This is a genomic window from Streptomyces sp. NPDC051664, from assembly GCF_044453545.1.
In the GTDB taxonomy this organism is placed as follows: Bacteria; Actinomycetota; Actinomycetes; order Streptomycetales; family Streptomycetaceae; genus Streptomyces.
In genome coordinates this window covers 67,532-82,759 of the sequence record NZ_JBITCU010000012.1, presented here as the reverse complement: position 1 = coordinate 82,759, position 15,228 = coordinate 67,532, and the positions used below count along the sequence as shown (strand labels likewise).

General features: G+C 69.4%; 15 protein-coding genes. 9 read left to right on the top strand and 6 right to left on the bottom strand.

Going from position 1 to position 15,228, the window contains the following annotated elements; translation table 11 throughout:
* Positions 1-177: 177 nt before the first annotated feature.
* Positions 178-1,344, top strand: a complete 1,167-nt coding sequence (locus tag ACIA8E_RS22830) for a DUF2786 domain-containing protein (RefSeq protein WP_399301084.1) — start codon at positions 178-180, stop codon at positions 1,342-1,344.
* A 140-nt stretch (positions 1,345-1,484) separates the two neighbouring features.
* Positions 1,485-3,617 (top strand): FUSC family protein, encoded by a 2,133-nt coding sequence (locus ACIA8E_RS22825; RefSeq protein ID WP_399301082.1) that lies wholly within the window; start codon positions 1,485-1,487, stop codon positions 3,615-3,617.
* Positions 3,618-3,678: 61 nt separating this feature from the next.
* On the opposite strand, the gene ACIA8E_RS22820 is transcribed toward ACIA8E_RS22825, so the two are convergent.
* On the bottom strand, positions 3,679-4,146 hold the full coding sequence (locus ACIA8E_RS22820) for a hypothetical protein (protein WP_399301080.1): 468 nt from the start codon (positions 4,144-4,146) through the stop codon (positions 3,679-3,681).
* Positions 4,147-4,428: 282 nt separating this feature from the next.
* Between ACIA8E_RS22820 and ACIA8E_RS22815 the strand changes: the two genes are divergently transcribed.
* Complete coding sequence (locus ACIA8E_RS22815; protein ID WP_399301078.1) at positions 4,429-4,671, top strand: DUF397 domain-containing protein; 243 nt, start codon at positions 4,429-4,431, stop codon at positions 4,669-4,671.
* A 58-nt stretch (positions 4,672-4,729) separates the two neighbouring features.
* Here ACIA8E_RS22815 and ACIA8E_RS22810 read toward each other — a convergent pair whose 3' ends face one another.
* On the bottom strand, positions 4,730-5,254 hold the full coding sequence (locus tag ACIA8E_RS22810) for an ATP-binding protein (protein ID WP_399301076.1): 525 nt from the start codon (positions 5,252-5,254) through the stop codon (positions 4,730-4,732).
* 306 nt (positions 5,255-5,560) lie between these two features.
* Here ACIA8E_RS22810 and ACIA8E_RS22805 point away from each other — a divergent pair, with 306 nt between their 5' ends.
* From ACIA8E_RS22805 to ACIA8E_RS22790, 4 genes are all read left to right on the top strand, one after another.
* Entirely contained in the window at positions 5,561-6,442 is an 882-nt protein-coding gene (locus tag ACIA8E_RS22805) for a helix-turn-helix domain-containing protein (protein ID WP_399301075.1), read from the top strand.
* 54 nt (positions 6,443-6,496) lie between these two features.
* Positions 6,497-7,954 carry an aldehyde dehydrogenase family protein gene (locus ACIA8E_RS22800; protein ID WP_399301073.1) on the top strand — a complete coding sequence of 486 codons (1,458 nt, stop codon included), beginning with the start codon at positions 6,497-6,499 and terminating at the stop codon, positions 7,952-7,954.
* A gap of 103 nt (positions 7,955-8,057) precedes the next feature.
* A complete protein-coding gene (locus ACIA8E_RS22795; RefSeq protein ID WP_399301071.1) occupies positions 8,058-8,609 on the top strand; it encodes a DinB family protein in 552 nt (183 codons plus the stop codon).
* A 17-nt stretch (positions 8,610-8,626) separates the two neighbouring features.
* Positions 8,627-9,268 (top strand): PadR family transcriptional regulator, encoded by a 642-nt coding sequence (locus tag ACIA8E_RS22790; RefSeq protein WP_399301069.1) that lies wholly within the window; start codon positions 8,627-8,629, stop codon positions 9,266-9,268.
* Positions 9,269-9,557: 289 nt separating this feature from the next.
* Here ACIA8E_RS22790 and ACIA8E_RS22785 read toward each other — a convergent pair whose 3' ends face one another.
* The 3 genes from ACIA8E_RS22785 to ACIA8E_RS22775 form a co-directional block, all read right to left on the bottom strand.
* Positions 9,558-10,982 carry a glutamate decarboxylase gene (locus ACIA8E_RS22785; protein ID WP_399301067.1) on the bottom strand — a complete coding sequence of 475 codons (1,425 nt, stop codon included), beginning with the start codon at positions 10,980-10,982 and terminating at the stop codon, positions 9,558-9,560.
* A gap of 58 nt (positions 10,983-11,040) precedes the next feature.
* The gene (gene wrbA / locus ACIA8E_RS22780; protein ID WP_399301065.1) at positions 11,041-11,664 is read right to left on the bottom strand and encodes an NAD(P)H:quinone oxidoreductase; all 624 of its coding nucleotides are present in this window, start codon (positions 11,662-11,664) and stop codon (positions 11,041-11,043) included.
* Positions 11,665-11,767: 103 nt separating this feature from the next.
* On the bottom strand, positions 11,768-13,045 hold the full coding sequence (locus ACIA8E_RS22775) for an ion channel protein (RefSeq protein ID WP_399301063.1): 1,278 nt from the start codon (positions 13,043-13,045) through the stop codon (positions 11,768-11,770).
* 148 nt (positions 13,046-13,193) lie between these two features.
* Between ACIA8E_RS22775 and ACIA8E_RS22770 the strand changes: the two genes are divergently transcribed.
* Positions 13,194-13,952 carry a MerR family transcriptional regulator gene (locus ACIA8E_RS22770; protein WP_399301061.1) on the top strand — a complete coding sequence of 253 codons (759 nt, stop codon included), beginning with the start codon at positions 13,194-13,196 and terminating at the stop codon, positions 13,950-13,952.
* 44 nt (positions 13,953-13,996) lie between these two features.
* Here ACIA8E_RS22770 and ACIA8E_RS22765 read toward each other — a convergent pair whose 3' ends face one another.
* Positions 13,997-14,362, bottom strand: a complete 366-nt coding sequence (locus ACIA8E_RS22765) for a YbjQ family protein (protein ID WP_267004495.1) — start codon at positions 14,360-14,362, stop codon at positions 13,997-13,999.
* 146 nt (positions 14,363-14,508) lie between these two features.
* Between ACIA8E_RS22765 and ACIA8E_RS22760 the strand changes: the two genes are divergently transcribed.
* Complete coding sequence (locus tag ACIA8E_RS22760) at positions 14,509-15,222, top strand: VTT domain-containing protein (protein ID WP_330245183.1); 714 nt, start codon at positions 14,509-14,511, stop codon at positions 15,220-15,222.
* Positions 15,223-15,228 lie beyond the last annotated feature (6 nt).

The following is a 15,228-nucleotide window of genomic DNA, read 5'->3' as shown; positions in this document are numbered from 1 at the left end:
CCTGTCACGACCAGGTCGGCCCCGGTGTGTTCGCGCGCCTCGGCGGCCTTCGCCTGCGACACCGTCGTCATGGTTTCGATCGAACCGTGGCAGGACCCGCCGGACACGACCACCAGAACCCGTCTCCGGAGTAGGGCCAGGCATACCCCGGAGCCCGGCCCTGCCTACCCTGACCTCATGGAACCGGTGATCGACCAGGCATTCGCGGCAGCCCTCTACTCGGACGGCGACGCCGGTCTCGACGCCGGTGCCTCCCTTCTCGCCACCGACCCGACGGCGGATGCGGAACTGTTCCGGCGCGGCGAGGAGTTCGTCCGGCGCGCCTGGGAGCGCGGCTGGCAGCCCACCGACGTCGTGCGGATCGTCCGCCGCGAACTCGACGAGACGCGGGCCGGGCTCGCCGCCGACCTGATCACCACGGAGACCGGACGATACGAGCAACTGCCGCCCCGCTGGCGGTCCCAGCTCGCCGAGCTTCCCGCGCCGCTGCCCCGGAACCGGCCCGACCGGTTCTCGTACGCCTCCGCCGTGCTCGGTCTCTACCGGCTGCTGCTCCGGCTCCCCGCGATCGAACCGGTCGGCCCGCCGCCCGGTGCCCCCGGCCACCGCCTCCGTCTACCGCCCGCCCACGACGAACCTCGCATGCTGACCCGGATCCGCGCCCTGCTCGCGAAGGCGGAGGCGACCGGTTTTCCGGAGGAGGCGGAGGCTCTGACCACCAAGGCGCAGGAGCTGATGGCCCGGCACTCCATCGACGAGGCCCTTCTTGCCGCCCGTACGCACAGCAAGGAGGCGCCGGGTGCCTGCCGGATCGGGGTCGATGCCCCGTACGAGACGGCGAAGGCGATCCTGCTCGACGCCGTCGCCTCGGCCAACCGCTGCCGCGCGGTGTGGAACAGCGACCTCGGCTTCTCGACGGTCGTCGGCTTCGAACCGGATCTGGAGGCCGTGGAACTGCTCTACACCTCCCTGCTGGTCCAGGGCACGGCGGCGATGGCGAAGGCCGAGGCGGGACAGCGGGCCGGCGGACGCAAACGGACCAAGACGTTCCGTCAGTCCTTCCTGATGGCGTACGTCCAGCGGCTGGGCGCTCGGCTCGCGGCCGACACCGCCCGGGTGACCGCGGCCTCGGTCTCGGAGGAGGGGGCTGCCGCCGGTGATCTGCTCCCGGTCCTTGCGGCGCGGGACGTGGCGGTCACGGACGCCGCGGACCGGATGTTCCCGGAGACGACGAGCACCCGGGTGCGCGGAGTGTCGGACGGCGAGGGCTGGGCGCACGGTACGGCTGCCGCCGACCGGGCCCGGATGGGTGAGCGGAGGCCGGGCATCGACGGTTCCCGGTAGGGGGCGTGCGCGAACGTGACACGTGGCAGTCGGGTGCCCCGTCCGTGACCGGAGGGCGGTGCACCTGCCCCTGGGCGACGTCCGGAAAGTCCCGATGACCGAAAAGTTCCGATGATGGGCATTCCGGCTAGGCTCGGGACATGAGCTGGCTCCGGGCGCTGAAGGAGACCGCCCGCTCGGGGTTGAAGATCGAGCGGCGGCGCCTCGAACCGCTCATCGCGATCCGCGGTGCGGCCGGGCTCGCACTGGTCATCGGGGCCGGCCTCGCCTTCTTCGGTCCGGTGGTCGCCGCCAGTTCCGCGTTCGGCGCGTTCCAGGCGGCCATCGCCACGTTCCAGCGCAGCTGGCGCCCCAGGCCGGTCCTCGCCCTGGTCTCCGGCGTGAGTCTCGCCGTATCGACGTTCCTCGGCTATCTCACCGGTTCCCATGTCCTGCTGTTCATGGCCCTGCTCGTGCTCTGGACGTTCGTGGCCGGGCTGGCCTGGGCGGCGGGGCCGACGGCCGGCATCATCGCGTCGTCCAACGTCGCGATCATGCTGGTCACGATCACCCTCCCCACCTCCGTCGCCGAGGCCGCCCTGCACGGCACGGTGATCGCGTTCGGCGGTGTGGTCCAGGCGGCGCTGATCGTCCTGTTTCCGGTGCGCAGATGGGGTGCCCAGCGCGACGCCCTCGCCGACGCGCTGGCGGCCGAGGCCGACTACGCCCGCAGACTGCGTCACGACCCGGTGGCCGAATTCGACCCGGTCCCGCTGATGACAGCCCGCAGCGCCGCCGCCGTCACCCCGCGCCAGGCCCGTCACCGCCCGGCCGAACTGCGCGGCTCCCGCGGCGTGGCCGAACGGATCAGACCGGTGCTCGCCTCACTTGCCGACCCGGGGATGGGCGTCCCGGACGAAGGTCCCGAACGGGACCGGGTCCGCGAACTCCTGGCCGCCGCCGCATCCGTACTGGACGCGGCGGCCTGCGCGATCCGGCACGGCGACCCGGTGCGGCTCGCCGCCCCTGCCGTCGCGGCCCTGAAGACCCCTGACACGAGGGAGCTTCTGGGCGGCCCGGCCTGCCGGGCCGCCGACCGTCTCGGCGTGCTGCTCGCCGATGTCATCGAGACGGCCGAGGGCGAGGGCACGAAGGAGGAGCAGGCCGAGGCCACCGAGACCGCCGACGTGATCGCCCCGCACCGCCGCCGCCCCACCCTGATGCGACTGGTCCCCGTCGTCGTGAGGTCGATGCGTGCCGAGATCCGTCCCGGTTCGCCGATCCTCCGGCACGCCGTCCGGGTCTCCGTCGTCGTCGCCGTCGGCTATCTCCTCGGCGTCGCGCTGCCGTTCGGGCACGGCTACTGGGCGCCGATGGCCGCCGTCATGGTGATGCGGCCCGAGTTCTCCCAGACGTACGCACGCTCCGTGGCCCGGTTCGGCGGCACTGTCGTCGGGGTCTTCCTCGCCACCGTCATCGTCCAGGCCGCCCACCCCGGCGTGGGTCTCTCCGCCGTTCTCGCCGTCGTCTGCGCCCTGCTGATGTACCTGCTGATGCGCACCGGCTACGCGGTCGCCCAGGCCTGCATCTCCGCGTACGTCGTCTTCCTGCTCGGCATGGCCGGCGAAGACTGGTCGCAGACCGTACTCGAACGCGTCGTCCTCACCCTCGTCGGCGGGCTGCTCGCGATGGTCTCGTACGCCGTCTACCCGGCCTGGGAGACCCCACGGCTCCGCAACCGGCTGGGTGACTGGCTGGCCTCCGACGGGCGGTACGCCGCCTCCGTCGTCGACCAGTACGCCGACCCGGCGGAACGGGGCCGCGACGACGTCCGGGCCGCGCTCCTCGCCACCCGCGAGGCCCGCATCGCCTGGCAGGAAACGGTCACGACCGCCCAGCACGAACCGGTGCGCAACCGCGGCCTGTCCCGGGCCGCCGCCGACGACACCCAGCACGTGCTCGCCCAGTTCAGCCGCGCCGCCATGTTGATGGAGGCTCACCTTCCGGAGAGCGGCGCCACACCCGTACCCGCCGCCGCGCAGTTCGCCGACGCGCTGCGCCGCGCCACCGAGAAGGGCGCAAAGGACGTGCGGGAGCGCCGCGTACCGCGCTGGGGCGCGGTCCGTGAGGCGCTGGCACAGTGGGACGAGGAGGACCGACTGCGCGGGCAGGCGGCCGACCCGGTCGTGCGGAACGGGGCCGGCCTGCTGCTGGAAACCCTGGAGGAGTTCTCCCGGGGCCTGGACGGCTCCACGGCCGGCTCTCCCGGAGCCGGCCGTGCCGGACGGGACTGAACGGCGGACCGTCCGGCACCCCCGTTCCGCTTCAGGGCCGGCCTGTCCCGGCGACGGGCACTCAGGGGGTGGGCAGGCCCGGCAGCCCCGTCGGCAGCGCACCCGGATCGGTCTTGGCCAGGGTGTCCTTGCCGCCGGCGTCCCACGACACGGTGATCGTCTTGCCGTTGTTGGACTCGATGGATCCCATGGTGCGGTCGGTGTCCCCGTCGGTGCACTTCAGTTCCAGCATCACCTTGCCCATGTCCTTCACCTCGCCCGAGCAGACATGGGCGTCCGCGATGAGCGCCGCCTTTCCGGATGCGACGGACAGGGCGACGGCCTTGCCGTCGGTCATCCCGGCCCAGGTGCCCTCCAGCGCCGAGGCGTCGGCCGCGGAACCGCTGCCGCCACCGGTCGCCGACGCCTGCCCATCGGTGGCGCCCTTGCCCGAGTCGCTCTTCCCGCTGTCACTCCCGCAACCGGTCAGAGTGACTGCGGCGACCAGACCCGCGACGACGACGGCGCCGGTGCGTACAAGATTCTGCACGTGAATTCCCCCCTGTTGACGAAAGACCGCGCAAAACTACCAGGGAGCGCGGAGCGGCTCACGGGGGCAGCCGATGGGAAGACTTCCAAGCAACTGCACCGAACGGGAGCCAAATAGACGGTCCGTTCGTCTATCTCCTGTGGGGGCGGGCAGACGGGGAAGGGAAAGCTGTAATCAAAGGACCACCCCGCGTGCACGTGCATCTGCTCATGCATTGGCATATGAACACAGCTATGATCCGAGACAGTTGACACTTGCACCTTGCAACTCGGGGAGCGTCCTGTGCACCACGTGTACAACGGCATGGCGGCCACAGAGCTTCGCGGAGTCGTCTGGCAGAAGAGCAGGCACAGCAACTCCCAAGGATCTTGCGTGGAGTTCGCAAAACTGCCTGACGGGGATGTGGCGATGCGGAATTCACGCCATCCCGACGGGCCCGCCCTGGTCTATACGCCGGCTGAGATAGAGGCGTTGCTGCTCGGCGTGAAGGACGGGGAGTTCGACCACCTGATAGCGGGAAGCTGACCGTCGCGCCCGCGCGACCGGTCCTGCGCGCAGCGTATGAGCCCGGGGTTCGTGTACGTCACGCGTCGCCGGACAGCCGGAACAGCGCCCAGACCACCTTGCCACGCAGCGCCGGCGCCCCCGCCGACAGGTTCTCCGCGCCCGGCGCGGGGGACGGATGCCAGCCCCAGCTGTCGCTGAACGACTCCACCAGGAACAGTCCCCGGCCCGACTCCGCGGAGTCCGCGGCCTCGGCGGCGACAGGGCTCTCCTGGCTGGGGTCGCGCACCGCACACACCAGTCGCGAGGTCCAGCGCATCAAGTGCAGCCGTACGGGAGGGTCCTGGGGGTCTCTCGGGGCGTCAGCCGGCAGTGCGTGCCGCAGGGCGTTGGTGACGAGTTCGGAGACGACGAGTGCGACATCGTCGAAGCGGTCGCTCAGCTCCCACCGGTTCAGCGTCGCCCTGGTGAACTGCCTGGCCCCGCCCACGGCTTCGTACCGGGCCGGAAGGGTGCAGGTGGCTGATCCGGAGACGGCTGAGGGATCGATGGGGGGAAGCCCCTGCCGTAACGGCTCGAGCATCGTCGATCCATTCGTCCCCATGCGAGGCACTCCCGGGATTCGCGGCTGTAGCGGTACTGCGGTGGTACAGCGGCACAACACGAACGAGCACGCAGGTGCGCGGGGTCCATGGTTCCGAATGCGCTGGGCAGATGCAAGGGCAGATGCACGTGCACGCGCCGGACCTGTCCGATCCCGTGCCGGTTCTTGCTCATTTCTTCCTACGGGCAGTTTCATGGCTTCCTGGAAGTCTTCTCATTTCCGTAATCGAATGAGTACGGGCTGAAGCGTTTTGATGGCAGAATCCGGCTCTTGGGGTTCAGGGGGAGCCCCGATGCCCAGGAAGCGATGGGGAGGGTTGGACCAGTGGCGGCAGGCGAGTCGAGTGGATCTGTGGTGCGGCGCATCCTGCTGGGCTCACAGCTCAGGCGGCTGCGCGACTCGCGCGGCATCACCCGCGAGGCGGCCGGCTACTCCATCCGGGCTTCCGAATCGAAGATCAGCCGCATGGAGTTGGGACGGGTGAGCTTCAAGGCCAGGGACGTCGAGGACCTGCTCACGCTCTACGGCGTCACGGACGAGGCGGAGCGCGACTCCCTGCTCGGCCTGGCCCGCGAGGCCAATGTGGCGGGGTGGTGGCACAGTTACGGAGATGTGCTGCCGGGCTGGTTCCAGACCTACATCGGTCTGGAGGGGGCGGCCTCACTCATCCGGATCTACGAAGTCCAGTTCGTCCACGGTCTGTTGCAGACCGAGGCCTACGCCCATGCCGTCGTCTCCCGCGGCATGCGCGGCGCCCCCGCCGCCGAGATCGACCGCCGGGTCGCGCTCCGGCTGGAGCGGCAGAAGGCCCTCGTCTCCGAACGGGCGCCGCGCTTCCATGCCGTGCTGGACGAGGCCGCGCTGCGCCGCCCGTACGGCGAACGCGAAGTGATGCGGGCGCAATTGCGGCATCTGATCGAAATGTCGGAGCAGCCGAACATCACGCTTCAGGTGATGCCCTTCAGTTTTGGCGGACATGCGGGCGAGAGCGGTTCCTTCACGATGCTGAGTTTCCCGGAATCCGATCTGTCGGACATTGTCTATTTGGAGCAGCTGACAAGTGCGCTCTATCTGGACAAGCACGAGGAAGTCGCTCAGTACGAAAAGGCCATGGCGCGGCTCCATCAGGACAGTCCGGGTCCCGAGGAGAGCCGTGATCTGCTCCGCGGCCTGCTCCAACTGACCTGAGACATCAGTACGATGACGCCTCAACAGGAGTCTGCATCTGCAGTAGGGGATCGCATGTCCTTCTTCAATGAGCTGGCCAACCAGTACATCGACGGTGAGTGGCGGACCGGCACCGGCTCCTGGGACATCATCGATTTCAATCCGTACAACGGCGAAAAGCTCGCCGCGATCACCGTCGCCACCGCACAGGAGGTCGACGAGGCCTATCGCGCCGCCGAGCGCGCCCAGCGGCTCTGGGCCGACACCAATCCGTACCGACGCCGCCTCGTCCTCGAACGCGCCCTGCGCATCACCGATGAACTCACCGAGGACATCATCGGCGCGATCATCGACGAGCTGGGCGGCACCCGGCTCAAGGCGGAGTACGAGATCCGCTGCGCCACGGACTTCCTGCGTGAGGCGATCCAGCAGGCGCTGCGCCCCGAGGGCCGGATCCTGCCATCCCCGGTGGACGGCAAGGAGAACCGCGTCTACCGGCTGCCCGTCGGCGTCATAGGCGTGATCAGCCCCTTCAATTTCCCCTTCCTGGTGACGATGAAGTCGGTCGCCCCGGCCCTGGCGCTCGGCAACGCGGTCGTCATCAAGCCCAACCAGAACGCCCCCGTGGTCGGCGGCGGACTGATCGCCAAGATCTTCGAGGAGGCCGGGCTGCCCGCCGGGCTGCTCAACGTCCTGGTCACCGACATCGCCGAGATCGGCGACGCGCTCATAGCGCACCCCGTGCCCAAGGTGATCTCCTTCGCCGGCTCGGACCGGGTCGGCCGCCATGTCGGCGCGACCGCCGGCGGCCTCTTCAAGCGAACCGTCCTCGAACTCAGCGGCAACAGCGCCCTGGTGGTGCTGGACGACGCGGACATCGACTACGCGGTCGACGCGGCGGTCTTCAGCCGCTTCGTCTACCAGGGGCAGGTCTGCATGGCCGCCAACCGCATCCTGGTGGACCGCTCCGTCGCGCCGGAGTTCACCGAGAAGTTCATCGCCAAGGTGGCCGCGCTCAGGACCGGCGACCCGCGGGATCCGGCCACCCAGATCGGCCCCGTCATCAACACCTTCCAGGCCGACGCGCTGACCGCCCTGGTCGACCAGGCGATCGCGGAAGGCGCCACGGCGCTCGTGCGGGGCCGTACCCACGGCAACCTCGTCGAGCCCACCGTCCTCGCCGGGCTGCCGGACGGCTCCCCGCTGCTGGCCCAGGAGATCTTCGGCCCGGTGGCGCTGCTGATGACGTTCGACGGCGAGGAGGACGCCGTACGGATCGCCAACGACTCCCCGTACGGGCTGAGCGGCGCCGTGCACACGGCCGACGCCGAACGCGGGGTGCGGTTCGCGAAGCGCATCGTCACCGGGATGTTCCACGTGAACGACTCCACCATCCAGGACGACCCGCTGGTGGCCTTCGGCGGCGAGAGGTTCTCCGGAACGGGGCGGCTGAACGGCGATGCCACCGTGGAGGCGTTCACCACCCAGAAGTGGATCTCGATCCAGCACGGCCGGACCGAATTCTCGCTCTGATGCCCGCCTGTTGAGGACCGAAGCTGTCCGCAAGGGTCCGTAGCTTGGTCGGTGTCAGGAAGACACCGGGCGCAAGCCCGAACGGTTCCGGAGGGCGGACACCATGGTCACTCACGTTCCCGCAGAGGCCCACGGCGACGAGCGCGGCGCGCTCCTCTCCTTCGTCGAGGCGCAGCGCGGCGCGATCCGGCGCTCGCTGATCGGGCTGACCGAGGAGCAGGCGGCGAGCCGGCCCAGCGCCAGTGGACTCTCCGTCTCCGGGCTGCTCAAGCATGTCGCCGAGACCGAGCTGAACTGGCTGTGTCTCGCCCAGCAGCGCCCCAATGAGAAGGCCCGCACCGAGGAGACGTGGGCGGACAGCTTCCGGCTGGTCGGGGACGAGACCGTCCCGCAGATGCTGGAGTTCTGGGCGAAGGTGACGGCGGAGACCGAGGAGTTCATCCACTCGGTGGAGAGCATGAACGCCACGTTCCCGCTGCCCGAGGCGCCCTGGTTCCCGAAGGACGAGAAGTGCTCGATGCGCTGGCTGCTGGTCCATCTCGTCGAGGAGATCGCCCGGCACGCCGGGCATGCCGACATCATCAGGGAGTCCCTGGACGGCCGTACCGCGTTCGAGCTGATCGCGCAGGAGGCGGGCTACCCTAGTCAAAGTTGAATAGGAAGGGTGAGTGGATGTCCGCGATCCGGCTGCTGGTCCTCGGAGCCGTGCGACAGCACGGCCGGGCGCACGGCTATCAGGTCCGCAACGACCTGGAGTACTGGGGCGCCCACGAGTGGTCCAACGCCAAGCCGGGTTCGATCTACCACGCCCTGAAGCAGATGGCGAAGCAAGGGCTGCTGGTCGCCCATGAGACCGCTCCGAGCATTGCGGGCGGCCCGCCCCGCACCGAGTACGAGATCACCGAGCGGGGCACCGAGGAGTACCTCGCGCTGCTGCGTGCGGCGCTGACCGCGTACGACCAGAAGATGGACGTGCTCTCCGCGGCCATCGGCTTCGTCGTCGACCTGGAGCGGTCCGAGGCGGTCGCGCTGCTGAAGGAGCGGGTGGCAGGGCTGGCGGCCTGGCGGACCTCGGTCACCGAGTACTACACGCCGGAGGACGGGCCCGAGTCGCTGGGCCACATCGGCGAGATCATGAACATGTGGGTCCACTCGGCGGACGCCGGGGCCGAGTGGACGCGAGGGCTGATCGCACGGATCGAGGGCGGCGCGTACACCTTCGCGGGGGAGGGCGATCCGTTCGTCGGCGTACTCGCCGAGGGCGAGGAGAACCCGTACGCGACGGGCATCCCCGATCCGGGGGACGACCACTGATCAAGTTTTGGGGTGGGGAGGGGGGAACTGTTGTTCACCTCGTCCCGCCCGCGGTTCCCATCCGCCCGGCGAAATCCAGCCCGTCCGGCGTTTGAGGACGGAACCGGTGATCGGACGGTCCGGTGCACCAACGAGCTGACCCGTCCGGCGGAGCCCGTTCAGGGCAGTGAACGGCTTGGCTCGGGCGGGCCCGTCCGAGGCGTGGGGATCGAGCCGGGCCGGCCGTCGCCGATGAGGGCACCCGGGAGTGCGACGCGAGGATTGGTCAGCGCGGTGCGAGTCTCACTTGTCAGTGGTGGAAGGCCGTCGCGACCTGCCGGTCATGACTCAACGGGTGCCGCTGGCTGCGCAGTTCGGGCAGCAGCAGGCGGAGGTCCTCCAGCAGCAGTTCCGCGAGGTCCGAGGAGAAGCCGTTGCGGCACACCAACCGGAGCACCGACAGATCCTGCCGGTTGGCGGGGAAGGTGTACGCGGGCACCAGCCAGCCGTGCTCGCGCAGCCGCCGCGACACGTCGAAGACGTCGTACGCCTGCACTTCGGGGGTGGTCGTCAGGGCGAAGACGGGCAACTCGTCACCCCTGGTGAGGAGGCGGAAGTCGCCCAGCTCCTCGATCCGGGTGGCGAGCCCGCTCGCCACATCGCGGGAGGCCTGCTGAACGGCGCGGTAGCCGTCCCGGCCCAGTCGCAGAAAGGTGTAGTACTGCGCCACCACCTGCGCACCGGGCCGGGAGAAGTTCAGCGCGAAGGTCGGCATGTCGCCGCCCAGGTAGTTGACCCGGAAGACGAGCTCCTCGGGGAGATCCGAGGGCGAGCGCCAGAGCACCCAGCCGACGCCCGGGTAGACCAGTCCGTATTTGTGCCCGGAGGTGTTGATGGACGCCACCCGGGGAAGCCGGAAGTCCCACACCAGGTCCTCGTCCAGGAACGGTGCCACCATCCCTCCGGACGCGCCGTCGACATGGACGGGGATGTTGAGGCCGGTGTGCTCCTGGAGAGTGTCCAGGGCTGAGCAGAGGTCGGCGATGGGCTCGTACGAGCCGTCGAAGGTGGATCCGAGGATCCCGACCACGCCGATGGTGTTCTCGTCGCAGAGCTCTGCGGCGGCCTGCGGGTCGAGATGGAAGCGTCCGCCCTCCATCGGGACCTGCCGGGCCTCGACCTCCCAGAAATTGCAGAACTTCTCCCAGCAGACCTGCACATTGATGCCCATGACCAGATTGGGCTTGGCGCTCGCCGGGTAGCGGTCGGCGTTCCTGGCCGCCCAGCGGCGTTTGAGCGCCAGGCCGGCGAGCATGCAGGCCTCGCTGGAGCCGGTGGTCGAACAGCCCACCGTCGTCGCGGGGTCAGGGGCATTCCACAGGTCGGCGAGCATCGCCACACAGCGCCGTTCCAGCTCGGCGGTGCGCGGGTACTCGTCCTTGTCGATCATGTTCTTGTCCCGGCACTCGCCCATCAGCACCCCGGCCTCGGGCTCCATCCAGGTGGTGACGAAGGTGGCCAGATTGAGCCGGGAGTTGCCGTCGAGCATCAGCTCGTCATGGACCAGGCCGTACGCGGTCGAGGGCGGCAGCGGTCCGTCGGGCAACCGGTGCCGCGGCGGCGCGGACGTCATCCCGGCCGTCGGATCCGCCTCCCCGAAAAACGGGTTCAAGGCGCGCCTGCGCCCCTCTTTGGACGGTTCCTGGTCGCGATTCGAACCTTTGTGGAGAGGCATCGGCGGACAGTCCTTCTCAGTTCGTGGCGGCGATGACGGTGGCGGTGGCCTGCTCGGGTCAGCTCCCGGCCGCGAGGCCGGACTTGATGGCGCGGGTGAACTTCACGACCCGCTCGGCCTGCACCCGGGCCGCGGTCAGGGTCTGCTCACCGACCGGGATGTCGCCCTGCCCGGCGACGTGCGAGGTGCCGTAGGGATTGCCGTCGACGAACTTCGTCGGGTCCGTGTAACCGGGGGCGACGAGGATGCCGCCGAAGTGATGGATCGAGTTGTAGAGCGCCAGCAGCGTGGACTCCTGACCGCCGTGCGGGGTGCTGGTGGAGGTGAAGCCGCTGTAGACCCTGTCCGCGAGATGGCCCGCCTGCCAGAGGGCGCCCAGTCGGTCCAGGAACTCCTTGAGCTGGGCGGCGACATTGCCGAACCGGGTCGGCGACCCGAAGATCACGGCATCTGCCCAGATCACGTCGTCCTTCGAGGCCTCGGCGATGCCGGCGGTCGCCTTGGCGTTGGCGGCCCAGGCCGGGTTGGAGTCGATGGCCGCCTGCGGCGCGAGCTCAACCGTCTTGCGCAGCCGTACTTCCGCGCCTGCCTTCCCGGCGTACTCCGCGATGGCCTCGGCGATGGTCGCGACGGTGCCGGTGGCGGAGTAGTAGATGACGGCGACGTTGACAGGCGTGGGCATTACGGGAACCTCCGACGGGCGAACCGGCACATGGCCATACGGATGTGACGATACGGACAACTGTCGCAACCGGCGCGTCAGACAGGCGCGGTACGGGCCCGGTTCACCTCAGCGGTGTGCCGTCCCCGTGGAGCTGCATCTGCGGCCGCCCGGTCACCAGGAGCCAGCCCGGCAGCGAGGCGATGCACAGCAGTGGCAGTACGGCCGCGTCGCTGACCAGCACCGCCGCCGTGAACAGGCTCAACCAGCCCTGCCGGGTGACGGCCATCAGAACCCCCAGCACCGCGCACGCCACCGCGAGCGCCGGCGGCACCGCGTCGACCGTGGCATGGGCGCACATCCCGAGCGCGACGCCGATGAACACCGCAGGGAAGATCCGGCCGCCCCGGAAGCCGCAGGTCGCGGCGGTCACCAGTGCGGCCGTCTTCACCACCGCCATGACGGCGAACTGCCCGGCCGACCACCCGTTCGGGGCGGCGCTGAGCACCTTCACCTCGTCCAGCCCCTTGAAGAGCGTGAGATGCCCGCCGAGCGCGCCGAGCAGGCCGAGCACCAGACCGCCGCAGGTCGGCATCAGGACCGGATGTCGCAGGGTGTGGAACGCGCGGTGCACGTACGGGAACGCGTACACCGCCGCCAGTCCGAGCAGCGCCGCGGCCGACGTGATCACGACCGAGGAGAGCAGATCGCCCCAGTCCGGGCCGGTGTACGGCGGCAGCGACAGGTCGAAGCTGGGGTGGGCCAGCAGAGTCATGGTGAGCGCCCCCGCGGCGCCCGCCGCGAGCGGTCCGAAGAGCCGGTCCCAGAGTGCGCCCGGCTCGCCCCCGCCGGCCGCGAGCGACTCGGAGAGGATCAGGGCGGCGGCGACCGGGGTGCCGAAGAGCGCGCCGATGGTGCCGGCCGAGGCGAGCGCGATCCACAGGGCGGCCGGAGTCCGTGGGGCGGCCCAGCGGCCCAGCCAGAAGGCGAGCGCGATATTGGCGGCAGTGATCGGGTTCTCGGGCCCCAGACTGACCCCGCCCGCCAGCGCCAGGACCGTCACGACCAGCAGTCCGGGGATGACATCCGGCGGCAGAGGCGGATCGACCAGCCCGGTGGTGGCCGGATCGGGCCCCGCGTGACCGTGCACCGTACGGATGACCAGGCCGATCGCGAGGCCGGTGGCAGTGAGCATCACGATCATCCACAGCGAGGAGTACCTGCCGATGGAGAGCGCGTCGGGAAGTGTCTCCCAGAGCACGTCCCGTAGCTGCTCCGCGAGGAGAGTGATGCCGAGCAGGATGAGCGCCGAGGCCACGCCCACGACCAGGGCGGGCGCGAGGAGGAGCAGCAGTCTGTGTGCGGGGGCGGACTCGGCGAGCGCGGGGGAGTCGGAGACCATCGGCTCACCTTAGCGACGCAAAAGCCGCATAATGCGCCAATCTGATCCAAGCGTGAGGGCAATTCGGGCTTGCACCTCACGTCACGTCAGGACTCAGGCTCGGACACGTACCGACGCACAGAGCGAAGAGAAGAAGGGGGCGGGAACCGTGGATCACTCCGTGGGACAGGTAGCCGGTTTCGCCGGAGTCACGGTGCGCACACTGCACTACTACGACGGCATCGGACTGCTCTCGCCCAGCGGGCGCAGCCACGCGGGCCACCGGCGCTACGACGACGGCGACCTCGACCGGCTGCAGCAGATCCTGTTCTACCGGGAGCTCGGCTTCCCGCTCGAAGAGATCGCGGTGCTGCTCGACGACCCGGACGCGGATCCACAGGACCACCTGCGCCGCCAGCACGCTCTGCTGTCCGGCCGGATCGCCGAGCTCCAGAAGATGGCCGCCGCCGTCGAAACAGCCATGGAGGCACGGAAGATGGGCATCAATCTCACGCCCGAGGAAAAGTTCGAGGTCTTCGGGGCCAAGGACCCGGAGGAGCACGCGGAGGAGGCCGAGCGCCGCTGGGGCGGAACGGCCACGTACGCGGAGTCGCAGCGCCGGGTGGCCCGCTACACCAAGGACGACTGGAAGCGGATGCAGGCCGAGGCCGCCGAATGGGGCGAGGCCTACTGCGCCGTGATGGAGGCGGGCGAGTCGGCCGGCTCGGAGGCCGCGATGGAGCTGGCCGAGGCGCACCGGCTCCACATCTCCACATGGTTCTACGAATGCACCTACGAGATCCACCGCGGGCTCGGCGAGATGTACGTGTGCGACCCGCAGTTCCGCGCGTTCTACGAATCGATCCGGCCCGGGCTGGCCGAGCACCTCCGGGACGCGATCGACGCCAACGCGGAGCGCCGGGCGTAACTCCTTGTACGGGGGCCGAAGGCGCGTCGGCCCCCGTCGGGCGGTCAGGTCTTGCTGATCACGGCCGCCGTGCCGTACGCACAGACCTCCGTGCCCACATCTGCCGCCTCCGTCACATCGAAGCGCATCATCAGCACCGCATTGGCGCCGCGGGCCATGGCCTGCTCGACGAGCCGCTCCATGGCCTGGTTACGGGTGGCGACGAGGGTCTTGGTCAGCCCCTTCAGCTCGCCGCCGATCATCGACTTCAGCCCGGCGCCGATCTGGCTGCCGAGGTGACGCGAGCGTACCGTCAGACCGAACACCTCACCGATCACCTGGGTCACCTGGTAGCCGGGGACGTCATTGGTGGTGACGACCAGAACCTCGGACCGTGCGGTCTGACCGCCGCCGTAATCTTCAATGCCCATCGTGTGGCACCTCCTGGGGACAGCTTTGTCCCGGTTCACCCCCTGTGCATCCTCGCGTGGGCCACTGGAACCCGGAGGCGCCTTGTGGCGTTGATAGCTTTGGGCGGCCACGCAGCCGCCATCGACCGATCCTGGAGCCCGGACCCTTGAATACGCTTGCGCTCGGACCGAGCTGGCTGGACCCGGACCATCTCATCGGCCAGTTCGGGCTGCTCGGTGTGCTGGTCATCGTCTTCGCCGAGTCCGGGCTGCTGATCGGTTTCTTCCTGCCCGGTGACTCGCTGCTGTTCACCACGGGCCTGCTGGTGACGACGGATAAACTGCACACCCCGCTGTGGCTGGTCTGCGTCCTCGTGGCGCTGGCGGCGATCATCGGTGACCAGGTGGGCTATCTCTTCGGCCGCAAGGTCGGCCCGTCGCTCTTCAAGCGGCCGGACTCCCGCCTCTTCAAGCAGGAGAACGTCGAGAAGGCCCACGAATTCTTCGAGAAGTACGGTCCGAAGTCGCTGATCCTGGCCCGCTTCGTGCCCGTCGTGCGTACGTTCACGCCGATCATCGCCGGTGTGAGCCGGATGAACTACCGCTCGTTCATCACGTTCAACATCATCGGCGGCGTGCTCTGGGGTGCCGGCGTCACACTGCTCGGTGCCGGGCTCGGCCAGATCGAGTTCGTCCGCAAGAACATCGAAGCGATGCTCGTCCTGATCGTGCTGATCTCGGTGGTGCCGATCGCGATCGAGTTCCTGCGCGCCCGCAGCAAGGCGAAGAAGGAAGCAGCCGCCCAGGGCGAGGGCCGGGACCCGATCGCCGGGGGCGGCAGCCCGGCCCCGGGCCAGCGCGGCCGCCACGCCAAGCGCTGATCCGCC

What these genes read in the sequence shown, in the direction of transcription:
- ACIA8E_RS22830 (WP_399301084.1), top strand. Translation starts at nt 178, where the DNA reads ATGGAACCGGTGATCGACCAGGCATTCGCGGCAGCCCTCTACTCGGAC.
- ACIA8E_RS22825 (WP_399301082.1), top strand. Translation starts at nt 1,485, where the DNA reads ATGAGCTGGCTCCGGGCGCTGAAGGAGACCGCCCGCTCGGGGTTGAAG.
- ACIA8E_RS22810 (WP_399301076.1), bottom strand. Translation starts at nt 5,254, where the DNA reads ATGGGGACGAATGGATCGACGATGCTCGAGCCGTTACGGCAGGGGCTT.
- ACIA8E_RS22805 (WP_399301075.1), top strand. Translation starts at nt 5,561, where the DNA reads ATGGGGAGGGTTGGACCAGTGGCGGCAGGCGAGTCGAGTGGATCTGTG.
- ACIA8E_RS22800 (WP_399301073.1), top strand. Translation starts at nt 6,497, where the DNA reads ATGTCCTTCTTCAATGAGCTGGCCAACCAGTACATCGACGGTGAGTGG.
- ACIA8E_RS22795 (WP_399301071.1), top strand. Translation starts at nt 8,058, where the DNA reads ATGGTCACTCACGTTCCCGCAGAGGCCCACGGCGACGAGCGCGGCGCG.
- ACIA8E_RS22790 (WP_399301069.1), top strand. Translation starts at nt 8,627, where the DNA reads ATGTCCGCGATCCGGCTGCTGGTCCTCGGAGCCGTGCGACAGCACGGC.
- ACIA8E_RS22785 (WP_399301067.1), bottom strand. Translation starts at nt 10,982, where the DNA reads ATGCCTCTCCACAAAGGTTCGAATCGCGACCAGGAACCGTCCAAAGAG.
- wrbA (WP_399301065.1), bottom strand. Translation starts at nt 11,664, where the DNA reads ATGCCCACGCCTGTCAACGTCGCCGTCATCTACTACTCCGCCACCGGC.
- ACIA8E_RS22775 (WP_399301063.1), bottom strand. Translation starts at nt 13,045, where the DNA reads ATGGTCTCCGACTCCCCCGCGCTCGCCGAGTCCGCCCCCGCACACAGA.
- ACIA8E_RS22765 (WP_267004495.1), bottom strand. Translation starts at nt 14,362, where the DNA reads ATGGGCATTGAAGATTACGGCGGCGGTCAGACCGCACGGTCCGAGGTT.